The organism is Lysinibacillus sp. JNUCC 51 (assembly GCF_015999525.1).
Taxonomy (GTDB): Bacteria; Bacillota; Bacilli; order Bacillales_A; family Planococcaceae; genus Lysinibacillus; species Lysinibacillus xylanilyticus.
Map to the genome: position 1 here is coordinate 1,538,781 of NZ_CP065545.1, position 12,375 is coordinate 1,551,155.

At 34.3% G+C, this 12,375-nt stretch carries 10 protein-coding genes and 1 pseudogene; all 11 read right to left on the reverse strand.

The features are described from left to right. Positions 1-182: 182 nt before the first annotated feature. The 11 genes and pseudogenes from JNUCC51_RS07700 to JNUCC51_RS07745 all read right to left on the reverse strand — a co-directional run bounded on the left by JNUCC51_RS07700 (position 183) and on the right by JNUCC51_RS07745 (position 12,363). Positions 183-1,109: an NAD-dependent epimerase/dehydratase family protein gene (locus JNUCC51_RS07700; RefSeq protein WP_337991505.1), complete on the reverse strand. Its 927-nt coding sequence runs from the start codon at positions 1,107-1,109 to the stop codon at positions 183-185. Between the two features lie 99 nt (positions 1,110-1,208). Next, positions 1,209-1,373 (reverse strand): annotated as a pseudogene (locus JNUCC51_RS24770) (transposase); the annotation flags it as partial. Positions 1,374-1,765: 392 nt separating this feature from the next. Then, complete coding sequence (locus JNUCC51_RS07705; protein WP_100545270.1) at positions 1,766-2,293, reverse strand: YceI family protein; 528 nt, start codon at positions 2,291-2,293, stop codon at positions 1,766-1,768. A 291-nt stretch (positions 2,294-2,584) separates the two neighbouring features. Beyond that, positions 2,585-3,154 (reverse strand): manganese efflux pump, encoded by a 570-nt coding sequence (locus tag JNUCC51_RS07710; protein WP_049668186.1) that lies wholly within the window; start codon positions 3,152-3,154, stop codon positions 2,585-2,587. 202 nt (positions 3,155-3,356) lie between these two features. Then, positions 3,357-5,075: a methyl-accepting chemotaxis protein gene (locus tag JNUCC51_RS07715; RefSeq protein ID WP_337991506.1), complete on the reverse strand. Its 1,719-nt coding sequence runs from the start codon at positions 5,073-5,075 to the stop codon at positions 3,357-3,359. 206 nt (positions 5,076-5,281) lie between these two features. Then, a complete protein-coding gene (locus JNUCC51_RS07720; RefSeq protein ID WP_337991507.1) occupies positions 5,282-6,280 on the reverse strand; it encodes an HD domain-containing phosphohydrolase in 999 nt (332 codons plus the stop codon). Between the two features lie 69 nt (positions 6,281-6,349). Next, positions 6,350-7,843: a helix-turn-helix domain-containing protein gene (locus JNUCC51_RS07725; RefSeq protein WP_337991508.1), complete on the reverse strand. Its 1,494-nt coding sequence runs from the start codon at positions 7,841-7,843 to the stop codon at positions 6,350-6,352. Between the two features lie 1,224 nt (positions 7,844-9,067). After that, a complete protein-coding gene (locus JNUCC51_RS07730) occupies positions 9,068-10,468 on the reverse strand; it encodes a sensor histidine kinase (protein WP_337991509.1) in 1,401 nt (466 codons plus the stop codon). Next, on the reverse strand, positions 10,469-11,182 hold the full coding sequence (locus JNUCC51_RS07735; protein WP_337991510.1) for a response regulator transcription factor: 714 nt from the start codon (positions 11,180-11,182) through the stop codon (positions 10,469-10,471). A gap of 78 nt (positions 11,183-11,260) precedes the next feature. Then, positions 11,261-11,611 carry a YxeA family protein gene (locus tag JNUCC51_RS07740; RefSeq protein WP_337991511.1) on the reverse strand — a complete coding sequence of 117 codons (351 nt, stop codon included), beginning with the start codon at positions 11,609-11,611 and terminating at the stop codon, positions 11,261-11,263. A 20-nt stretch (positions 11,612-11,631) separates the two neighbouring features. Continuing rightward, entirely contained in the window at positions 11,632-12,363 is a 732-nt protein-coding gene (locus JNUCC51_RS07745) for an ABC transporter permease (RefSeq protein WP_337991512.1), read from the reverse strand. Between the last annotated feature and the right edge of the window lie 12 nt (positions 12,364-12,375).

Consider the following 12,375-nt stretch of genomic DNA (forward strand, 5'->3'; position numbering starts at 1 on the left):
CCCATAGTTGATAAAAACTGAAATTGTTCCGATAAAATGAGATTTTGTTCATATAACTCTTCAAAGTATAATGAATTCATCACAATAATGGGGGTTAATTTCCGCTACGCTCCAGGGTCTCATCTGTGACGCTAAATGATATATGTACACTTTGATAACATGTACATATTTTTACAATTAAATTAAATCTCCACTATCTTTTCATTTTGTAATGCTTGCAATGTACGCTCTATGCCTTCCGCAAAAGTAGTTTTTGGTCTCCATCCTATTGCTTTCGCCAACTTTTCATTATTTAAAAATGAATGTTCAATATCCCCTTCTCTAGCAGGGGCATATTGAATTTCTATAGGATGATTTAAATGCTGTAATAATAAAATGACTTGATGAATCGACCATGCCTCATTTGTTGATACGTTATAAATGCCTTGTAATCTAGCCTGTACACCAGCATAAATAGCATCTGCAATGTCATCTACATATATGAAATCTCTTGTTTGCTCTCCATCTCCATATATCGTAAATGGCTTTCCTTCAATACTGCTTCTTAGCATGCTAGGAATTACCGCAGCTTCCCCCCGCATACATTGCCTTGGACCGAATACATTAGCAAACCTGTAAATTAATGTTGGTAAACGATAATCCCTTTGCCATTTTTCACAGTATGTCTCACCAATACTCTTGTTTAATCCATACATCGAAATCGGTTCACTAACATCTGTTTCTTCTAATGGAGGATAGTGACTATCTCCATAAACAGCTGCTGACGAGGCAAAAACGAAATGCTTCACCTTATATTTTGACGATAAGAAGAGCATCTGACTAAGCCCTACAATATTAGTTAAAACATCTTTCACTGGCTCTTGCACCGATTTTTGAACACTCGTTTGCGCTGCACAATGGATTACTACATCAAATGATTTTTCTTTAAAGAGATGCTCACAAACTTCATCTTCTACATTCAAAAGATAAGATTTATGCTCAAAGTCGACATTGCGTAAATGACCGGTACTTAAATTATCAATAATATAAACATTTGCACCCTCTTTAAAAAAACGCCTCGCCACTGCACTACCAATAAAACCATAGCCGCCTGTCACTAATACATTCATCCCATCGCCCCCAAAAACAATATGATGTTTTATATGCAGTAATTACTAAAATTATGCAAATAACTTATTTGTTGTGTTTTTGGGGCAGCGTTTTTTTATTTGTAAAAAAAGTGCCCAATATAAATGAGGGCACTGAAAAACTTTACGTCCATTGTCTAAACAATATATTGTTTTTAACTCTTCTAAAATGAATGAAAAATCAACAAGTTCATTGATTTGGCGAAGTATATTATCTTTTGGCACAACAATATCGTAGATTGCTATATATGGACTTAAATTAAGGGTTTCTTAATTTGAAATCATTGGGGGCACCACCTGCACATTAATTCTTTTATTATAAAAGAAAGCGTAACTAAAATAATACATTGCGTTGTTTGGAGAAGCATCGCTCGACTCCTGCGGGAAAGCGAGACAGACGAGACCCCGCACGAAGCGGATGTTTTCTGTGCGAAAGCGTAGCGACAGCAACGAAGCGTAGGAGGAGGCTCGGCGCTCGCCCGCGGAAAGCGAGCGGAATGCTTCGGAAAACAACAGTAGAGTCACAGTGCCAAATGAAAAAAGCGAGGTATTCAACGATTAAATCGTTGAATACCTCGCAATGTGAGAAGATATAGACTTTTTCAGTGCCCGATATAAATCGAGCACTTTTAAAAAAATTAAGCTGGGTTTACTTCCAGTTCAACTGTAATTTTGATGTCTTTCCCAACTAGAACACCGCCAGTTTCCAATGCAGCATTCCAAGTTAAGCCAAAATCTTCACGATTGATTGATGTTGTAGATTCAAAGCCATAAACTTCTTGGCCCCAAGGATTCGTACCTTTACCATTAAATTCAGTATCAAATGTTACTGATTTCGTTACGTCTTTAATTGTTAAATCACCTGTAATTGCATATTCATCACCTGATTTTTTTGCAATGTTTGTTGACTTAAATGTAATTGCCGGATATTTTTCAGCATCGAAGAAATCTGCTGCTTTTAAGTGATTATCGCGATCTTCACTACGTGTATTAATGCTAGCTGGATCAATTGTAAAGCTAATGTTTGCTGTTGTTAAATCTGCAAGATCTGCCGCTTCAATGTCTGCTGAATAAGTATCGAATACACCTTTTACTTTTGAAACCATCATGTGTTTTACTTGAAAGTTAATTGCTGAGTGTCCTAAATCAATGTTCCATTTTGCCATTATAAATTCCTCCAATGAAGTTGATTTTATCTCGATTTCGAGATATATTTTATAATATGAAGCAACTACATAAATTATGTTCCCCATATTTTAAGGGTCAAACATTCGTAGTTACTTCTTTTGTACATCCTAGTTAACATTAGTTACGAAAAGTAATTGATTACTTTCTGTAACTTAATATATATTAATAATTTACTTACGTCAAGTTATTTTTAAATTTTTTTAAATCGTTGATACCAATTGTTTTCGAAGATTGTGACGATAGGTTGGAGACTTTCGTACCAGGGGTATTTAAGAAACTATTTCAATGATCGCTATTAGAATAAGTAACCACCCTGAAATAGCAGTTGAGTGTTTTCCGATAAAAGTCTTGGTAAGCAATGCTCCAAAATGAACGCCAGCACCTACTGTTATAAACGAAAAAATACCGATAGAAATAACTGTCCAGATCGCAGAAATACCATTGGCTCCGAGTGCTATTCCTCCAGCTAAACAGTTGGCAGATAAGACAAAACCGAGCGTCATTGCTTCTCGAATTGAAATTATATAATTTTTATCCTCGTCAAATACTTCGGGATTTCCCAATATTCCTTGTTTAGAAAAGCGACTAGATAATAAAGTCCATATCCCAATAGCACAAAGTAAAAGACTTCCTATTAAGTTTGCGAAATCTGGAGAGATAAAATTAATAACTACGCTTCCAGCTGTTACTGCAGCGTATGTGACGATCATTGAAATTAGAGCTATAACCGCATTGGATAATACGGGTATTTTCACTCGCTTAATACCATAGGCGAGACCAATCCCTAAATTATCTAAGTTGGCAGCTATCCCAATAAGAATGATGGCTATCCAATGCATTCTTTTCCTCCTCAATAACGTAAAATCCATTCTCACATAGGATATGAAGGGAAAAAATTTTTGTTCATCTATGTTTTGAACGGAGTTAATCGTGGAGAAATTAAGTTTGCTCTCGATTCAATGACTATTTCACATACTTAAACCCGCGGAAGACTCAAAATTACTAACGTTTTTTCGTCTTTTCCCCGCGGGCACTGTTATCTTATAGCTTGAACTTATTCAAATACTTGGAAATATTTTCAGCAATATTTGCAGTTTCAACGGATGACTCTGCTAAATGCTGTATAGCTTGTAATGTTTCTGAAATACTCTTCGCAATATCATTTGACTGATCAGATGACCCTATAGCAACATTTGATACATTTTCAATTGCTTTTTGTATTTCTAGCATAGAATACTTCATCGTTCCAACAAATGTTGTCACTTCAGTTATTAATTTATTAAAGTACATAGCGTCTTCTTCATATTGAATTCCACTGTTTTGGAAAAGCTCATAGTCAGGTGTTACTTTATGATCAATAAAGTGCAATAGCTCTTGTGCATTAATAGACACATTCGTAAATGCTTCTTCAACTTCACTAGTAACAGTTCGTATTTTTTGAACAGTCTCAGATGATTGTTCAGCTAGTTTCCGTAATTCATCAGCTACAACAGCAAAACTTTCACCCTGCTCCCCTGCTCTTGCAGCTTCAATAGCTGCATTTAATGCTAATAAATTGGTTTGATCTGCAATATCTGCTATTGTGTCTGACATGACTTTTACTTTTGATACGATTTTCCCGGGTTGAATTGCATCTAAAACTAGCTTTTGTTTATCATTGTATAGATTACGAGCTGTACTATAAGCTTGAATAGCTGTTTCTTTAATATCAATCGCTCTATCTTTTACTTTTTGTGAAAAATCAAGACTATATTCTGTTTTCTCATTTAATTTTTCCGCACTATCAAGCACTTCATTTGCTGTCGAGTTTAATTGTTCGGTTGTAGCACTTAATGTGGTACTACCCATAGCAACATCCTTTGTAGTTGTATCAAATTCATCCATTGAAGCAGTAATTTCCTCAATAGTGGCAGTTAAATCTTCACTTAAAATACTCATTTTTGCTGATGTGCTACTAACACTAGAAACAAGTTCCTGAATATGTGAAATAGAATTGTTCAACCCTTCAGTGATTTTTCCAAGGTCATCAGAATATATCACCGGGGATTGTCGAGTTAAATCACCATTTTCTAGTGCAGTTATCACATCCTGAATATTGGAGACTGCTTTTTTGACATATCTGCTTAAATAAATCAAAACAGTTACATTAAATATTAAAACAATAGCCATAATAACGATGTTTCTATATAGAGTTTTAGTATATGCTGTATTATTTTCTTCGCTTTTTATTTCAGCACTTTTAATATTTATTTGTTCTATTTGTTCCATAAGATCATCTCTTTGCTTTTCTATTTCTAATAGAGGTTTTAGTAATGCATCAGCATTTTCCATGTTCGCATCAGAGATAACTTGTTGAAAGATAGACTCTAATGTACCTTTATAGCTTTCAAGCACTTTTTCTAAATTCTTACTTAGCTTCTTTTCCTCGCTACTCATTTTTGTATTCTTTAAATCTCGAAAAGTACGACTATTTTCTTCTTCTAAAGCTGCTATTTTTTCGTAATATTCGATTTTCTCGTCGTTATCTTGTGAATTATAAAAAATTTGAAACTTTAAATTCGTTATTTTTTGCTGGTTAATTGAAATATTGCTTAATAAATAGACAGATGTTAAATTTTCTTCATAAATATGCTTAGCATTATCATTCATTTCTTTAACACCATATACCCCAGTAAAACCTATGATGACAATTGCAATTAACATAACAGTGTTCAATATTCCGAATTTCCCAACCAATGATGTATTTTTGAAAAACTTCATTTGAATCCTCCGTCATACTCATATAATTTTTTAAGCTCATCACCATAACTTGGGGATTGATTTCTTTTCCGACTGCACGCATTCCTGGGAATCAGTAAATCTGATCCCCGAGGAGTCACCCAGCCTTTCAACTAGTCCTTTTTAACAAAAAAGATTAAATATGGAAATGAATATTGTAGTTTTCCCGATAACTCATAGTTTTGGACTTATAGATAAATACTATTTTTATGAGCAACTTTTTCGATAAACACTTCCACTAAATTAGGGTCAAACTTAATACCCTTCTGTTCTCTTAAATAAGAAAGAGCTTCTTCTTTTGTCCAAGCTTTTTTATAAGCCCTATTACTAATTAAAGCGTCATATACATCTACTATTGATAAGACTCTCGCCTCAAAAGGAATTTCTTCTCCTTTTAAACCTATTGGATACCCTGTTCCATCCCAATTCTCATGATGATATTTAATAATATTTTCAGCTATTTTTATATCATCAAAAACTTTATTGCTCATTTCATTTGACAGTTTATTCAATACATCTACACCCATAAGAGGATGCATATTTATAATTTTTTTCTCATAGACTGATAGTGGCCCTGTTTTATATAGGATAGATTCTGGTATTCCTGATTTACCAATGTCATGTAATACGCTATATTCTATAATTTTACTAACATACTCTAACGATAATTTATAAGTTTTATCTTCAAAGAGGCTTAGCAAGAATTCTTCTAATAACTTTTGCACATTTAAAAGATGTTCTGCTATATTTACATCGCGCATTTCACTTGATAAAGCTAACAACTTAAATAGCTCCTTTTGGTCTACTTTGTTCTGATTCATTTCTTCTATCAATAGTTGTTCCGCAAAGCGCATTACTCCAATGTAATAAACAATTCCCTTTATTTCAATTGGAGTTATCGTTAGAAATGAGTACCTTAGCTCTAATGATTTGTTGACATTCACCATTGTCCCAGACCATGGTTGTCTTTCTCTTAATGCTCTCTTTAACGATTTATACATAACAAATGGTGTTACACTCGATTTTAAACACTCTAATGATAATCCGATAAGAAATTCTCTTTTATAGCCAGTGATCGCTTCATATTGTTGATTTACATCGATAATAAATTGATCTTCATCAACGATTACAACAGCATCACTCAATTTCAAATAATACGTTAATTCATTTGGTATATTTTTATTCATTTGGTCGACACCCCATCAATTATTTAATCATTAGCAAAACTAATCCCCCAAAAATATCGATTAATTTCTTTAAACTTCACTTAATAAAGTTTTCAATAGTAGCTTATTTGGCTGTTGATACTTAGTAAAATAGATTTCCTGTAGTCTTATTGATAACCTTTCATAATCGCCTTTTTGCGGAACTGTATTCCATACAAATATATCTTCTAAGTCTTTGTAAATATTTAAGTATAAGCGATCTGTTATAATTAGTTCCGCCTCCTCGTCTTCAGAACATAACTCAACATGGACAAAAAGACGTTTTATTTGACTGAATAGATAAGGAACATCATTAATCATTGAATATATTTTTATTTTAATAGTATCTCTATTTATAAAATCAATTGTTTGTTTTAATAATTTATGATAGCGACCAATTAATATTTCTTTGTGTTTAAATACGATAGCGAAGGCCTCATTTTCCAATAACCGATCGTAAAACTGATTCATAATTTCTATTTGAGCACTTTCATGCATTTCTAACCGCTTTTTATAAAGATCGTCTTTGAATAAATTAACTGGACCAGAAAAGGTTAAAATAAAATAATGAAGATGCAGTAAGTTTACAAAGAGTGCCCCATATTCTTCTACATCTAAAGTAACTGAAAAATGCTCCATAAATATTTCCATCCAATATAAAGTTGCTTGTACAAACAATTCCTGATTATGGTGCTGTGCAAAATTCATCAATAAACTTACTGCACTATCTTTCTTCTGATAATGTCGCATACAACTAATGATAGAGAATGAAAACATTATTTCTAATTCAATTTCTTCATCTGTTAAATCAGTAAATTCCCTAAATATATACTTAATTTTTTTCGATAATTGTTCATAGTTATGATGATGTTTCGTAAAGTTTGCATACATTGGATGATATTCAATTAAGCAACCTAGTTTTGCGCGTGTTAAGCAAATAGCCAGCCAATATAAAAGTTGCTCGGAATAGGCTATATCTACTTCCTCCATTAGTTCAAGTATTTCTTCTCTTGAAACTCGAGTAAATGGCCATTCCTCTCCCCAACATGAATTCCAGTAAAACAAGAAATAAAAATAACGTAATTGCTTCTCAGTCCCTTCAAGACTGATTTCCGCATAAGATGTATACTTTAAGTGAAATTGATCTAACAAAGGCTTAACTTTTTTTATTCGTCGATATACGGATGCAGGGCTAGTGAAATTATCCAAAACAAACATGTTTATATCAAAAAATTTATTGTAAAACATCTCATCAAAAGCCTTATATGTTAATGAGTTTTGTAAATAATATCTTTCTACAGTCTTCATAGAAAAATTATCTTTATAAATTAATTGAAAATACTTAAGCTCTTCTTTTTGGATAACAGCAGATTCGGTGATAAATTCCAAATCAATTGCCAACTCATCTACTATTTTCAAAATTGTTCTTTCAGACAAATCCATCATTTGAGATAACTCTAAACTTGAAAATTGTCTCCGTTCTTTGTAAATATGATGTAACAAATTCACTTTTTGTAAAGATAAACGATCCAAAAAATTATACATAAAAACACCTCAATGTCTGCCACCGGTAAACCCCAACTGTGTCACACTAATAATCCATTTATTTAAAGTTAGATAAGCTTATATAATTCTTATCAATACATCTCTATTCCCGATTTTTATGACACTAAACATTAAAAAGCATTATTTTCGATACTTTATAACTACTCTGGTTAATAAATGTTGTTAATAAAGCAAATGTTAATGAATAGAAAATCCCCTTTTATACAACAATTACATCTTATTTTCATCATATTCACTCATTTTGAGAAACTGTGAATAAATCCTTAGTTTTTAAGGATATTTACACTATAACAGGCATTTTTAAACAAACAAAATCACTTTTTGTTCGTTTTTTAGCAAAACTTGATAATCCTATAAATCCATCTAAAACATCTATCTTTTAGGGATTTTCAATTTCTAATTTTTCATCTTAAAACCATACCACCTATAGAATTTCTATCGTTCTCAATGCCTAGTCTTTCACAAGGTTAGATGTAAAATCCAAGCGGTGGTATACATATTTCCCCCCTCTTTCTTAGCTAAAAATTGAAAAAGCAAATTGCCCCCCTGCATGTTTAGACTTGTAAATCAAGCGCTCGGTATATGAACGCTGAAAATTGTGCGCGTGTTAAGTTCATATGAATCTTCAATTTTCTTAACACTTGAAGTTGATTCCAACCTTTATAACACTCAACCTTGTAATAACATCTCCCATACACGCTCTGATCATCCTTAATCCTACAATGGTAACACTTACACCCAAACTCTCCTCTCACTATCACTGTGTTCGTGAGTAGATAGATTACAGTGATAGTTAAAAACTATCACAAGTATGATAGTCAATAGTAAGCAATAAAGAATATCAATATTTTCATATTCGAAACTATAGCATTACCTAAAAAATTGAAAAAATCAAAATTTGTTAGTTTTTGAGCAAATTTTGATAATCTTTTTTCTTGCAATTTTGTGTTTCATCAAAATCTGCACCATAACTTCAACCAAGGCTTATTCCTTCCCCTTAAGTCCAGCGATATATTGAATACAAAACACTTGCTAACCATTACTTGCGGTAGCCTTCTACAAAAGATAAAGTGCAACATTAACCAGTAAGGGTTACGTACAGATAATATGAGATAAATTATTCTATAAAAAAAAGACATTAGTTTTTATAACTAATGCCTCTTTTAATCTCTCTTAAGTATTTTAATTGCCTCTTATTTTTTCCTAATTTTCTACACTTTGTTGATTCAAAGGAAATTCCATAATAACTTTTAGACCACTTTGATCTACACCACTTTCAAGAATTAGGCGACCATGGTGCGCCTTCGTAATCCTTGCTACCATTGGAAGCCCCAAACCGTGCCCTTGCTTGATAGTTCCCTTTCTCTTTGGTGAATAAGGAAGCTCGGTAATATCCTTTAATTGATCTTGCGGGATACCTTGACCATTATCCGTTACGATAAATCGATACTTGGAGCTTTCCTTAGATACGGTGGTTTCCAGTATGATTTCGCATCCTTCTGAGTTGTGATGCATACTGTTTTGAATAAGATTGTTAATTGCTCTAAATAGCAATTTCTCGTCACCCATGATTTGTACTGCTTCAGCGCCCAGTTTTAAATCAATAGAATAGCGCTCATCTATTCCGCTATTAAAAAAATCAGTGGCAACTTGTCTCGCCAAAACTGATAGTCGGATGTTCTTCAAATGTAAAGGTTGCATTTCATACTCAAGCATCGAGACCAAATTCAGATCACTTACAAGTGATCGTAGCTTCTCGCCTTGACGCCGGATAATGCCAGCTTGATGTCTCTGCTCCTCTGGTAAGTCTGAATTTTCCTCCATTTCACTTGCATAGCCGAGAACTAGGGAGAGCGGCGTCCGAATATCATGAGAAATTCCAGCAATCCAGTTGGAGCGTGCCTCATCGCGTAGCTTCAACGCATCCGTTTTATGTTGAAGCATAGTAGACGTGGAATTAATACTCTGTGCCAAATCACCAAATAATCCTTTTGAGTCCAGCTGAACCACTTCTTCCTTAGCAAGACTATGAACCCCATCTACAAGAGGACGCACCTTTCTTATAAGTCTTGTTCCAATTATGATAGATATCAGCAATGCAAGTACTACGTTAGAAATCAGCAACAGTATAAGTCTCAAAGGGAGAGTCCCTACCCATTCTGAAAGATAATCAAATTGATACCTCCAGTGGCTTTTCTTTGGATATCCTACCACAATAAGACCATCTTGATGCTCCCAAGTATAAACTGGATATTCCATAAGATAATAACGTGAAAGCTTGGCTACTTCGACTAGACTATACGATTGCGGAACATCATTTGGTAGACGATAGCCCCATTGCACACGACCATCTTCACCGATTAACATAGTCCATGCATTATTTTTTTGTAGAAGCTCAGCGGTATGCTCGTTCAATTGATAGTTGTCGCCCTGCTTATTTATACCTTGCACTACTAGCTTTACTACTTCTTCCGGGGACGGAGACTGATTATTTTCTGTGAATACTAGCACCCATAACATTGCGAAGTTAAAAATAAGTAAAAATATTGAGATTAAGATAGTGGCAGCAACAAATCGTCGTAATATGCGACTTACACCTTCCACTTATCTTGTCTCCTTCACTAACAGTTTATATCCTAGACCCCTAACAGTGAGAAGATAAATTGGTTTGGATGGGTCCATCTCGATTTTTTCACGAACTCGCCTAATATGTACCATCAATGTATTTTCATAACCGTAACTGTCGTCTCCCCAAACGGCCTGACATAAGGCATCACTTGTAACAATTCTCCCCTGATTTTCATACAATTTCACAAGAATAGCATGCTCCTTTGCCGTCAATGGTAGCTCCTTTTGATTCTTGTATACGACTGCACTTTCCAGATTAATTGTCTGTTCTCCGAGTGCGAAAACAGACAACTTCTCCGAAATAGGAGAGGAGTAAACCCTTTTCAGAATTGCTGTAAGCCGTAATACTAGTTCTCGTGGTAAAAACGGCTTCACAATATAATCATCTGCTCCTAGCCCGAGTCCAAGTAAACGATCTTCGTCCTCGCCCCGTGCCGAAAGAAAAAGGACTGGCATTTCCGAGAATTGTCTGATGGAAGACAAAAGTGAGAATCCATCGCCATCAGGTAGCATGACATCAAGAATTGCTAGATCCGGCTTTTCTGTTTGGCAGATTGACAGGGCCGAGCTGCAATCAGTTGCACTATAAATTCGGAAAAAACCATCTTTTCTCAAAAAACCTTCAATCATTTTTCTGATTTCTGGTTCATCATCTACAATTAATATTTTTTTATCTTTTAAATTTTCCACGCTACATCACCTGACTTTTATTATACATGAATAGGAGGATTATCAGTATTTTCCTATTTCCAGCCGTTATTCTTTTCGTTATTTTTTATACTTCTGTTGAACCGTTACTGGCAACTCATCATAAGGGACTTCTTCCCAATAAGTTACACCCCGAATACGTGTGTAATACAGCAGAACATAGGCTCCTTTTCTTAATTGTTTTCCGGCTGAAAACTCAAGCTTTTTTTCCTTTCCTTTCTTACTATAAGCAGTCACCTTATAGTCGTATCGTTTATTATTATCTTGAACACCTGAATCGTTTATCACTGCATAATAGATAGTCTTTCCAGCAGGATTTTCAGGAGTCAACTTCTCTGGGGTAAAAAAGAACAGTAATAAGCATGCCACAAGCACAACGATTAGTCCCAATATCAACAATATTTTTTTCATCTTTAAATTCCTCCAAACAATTAGGATGAAACAATATCTTTTTTCTTCAAGCGGCGAATAGATATCGATGTAAAAATAATGATGAAAAATAAATTCGCCACCCAAAATAAAATATTCTGTATATCAGTCAGCTGATCTTGATTCAAGGCACTCATACCAATCGTGAGAAGTGAAAATGGGAAAAATATACCTAGATTAGCAGTATACATCCCCAAACCGATAAAAACTGCACAAAGACAAATACCGATTGGTGTTGCAAAGCTACGAATTCGTAACGATATGGCCAATTGTAGAGCACTAATGGACAAAGTGGCATACCAACCACGAACGGACCAACCAATCGTCTCTACAGGAAAATGACCAGGTAAGGAAAACAAGGTGCCCGCTAACCAGTACAACCCTAGAAAAAATGCTTGTGTGAACAGAATTAATATGCTAACTACAAGCAATTTGGCAAAAAAAACACTCGCAATCGATACAGGAGAGGTCAATATCATATTCCAATTTCGGTTCAAATGCTCCATTCTACATACAAAGGAACAGCAGATGGCAATCAAAATAGGCAGGAAGAACTCCCCGTAAAATATGCAAATTTGATTCCATAAGCTGTACCATCCATTTTCCAAAATGCCTTGATTAAGATAAAAATTTGCACATCCAATCATCAGGCTTATGCTGGGAAGTACAATTAGTACAAGACCAATGCGAGAATGTCGCAACTTGAGCAATTCAGCAGAAATACTTTGTTTCATCATCTTCTCACC

Excerpts from the sequence above, each read along its gene's own strand:
- JNUCC51_RS07725 (WP_337991508.1), bottom strand. The coding sequence starts at position 7,843 with ATGTATAATTTTTTGGATCGTTTATCTTTACAAAAAGTGAATTTGTTA.
- JNUCC51_RS07715 (WP_337991506.1), bottom strand. The coding sequence starts at position 5,075 with ATGAAGTTTTTCAAAAATACATCATTGGTTGGGAAATTCGGAATATTG.
- JNUCC51_RS07710 (WP_049668186.1), bottom strand. The coding sequence starts at position 3,154 with ATGCATTGGATAGCCATCATTCTTATTGGGATAGCTGCCAACTTAGAT.
- JNUCC51_RS07720 (WP_337991507.1), bottom strand. The coding sequence starts at position 6,280 with ATGAATAAAAATATACCAAATGAATTAACGTATTATTTGAAATTGAGT.
- JNUCC51_RS07745 (WP_337991512.1), bottom strand. The coding sequence starts at position 12,363 with ATGAAACAAAGTATTTCTGCTGAATTGCTCAAGTTGCGACATTCTCGC.
- JNUCC51_RS07700 (WP_337991505.1), bottom strand. The coding sequence starts at position 1,109 with ATGAATGTATTAGTGACAGGCGGCTATGGTTTTATTGGTAGTGCAGTG.
- JNUCC51_RS07740 (WP_337991511.1), bottom strand. The coding sequence starts at position 11,611 with ATGAAAAAAATATTGTTGATATTGGGACTAATCGTTGTGCTTGTGGCA.
- JNUCC51_RS07705 (WP_100545270.1), bottom strand. The coding sequence starts at position 2,293 with ATGGCAAAATGGAACATTGATTTAGGACACTCAGCAATTAACTTTCAA.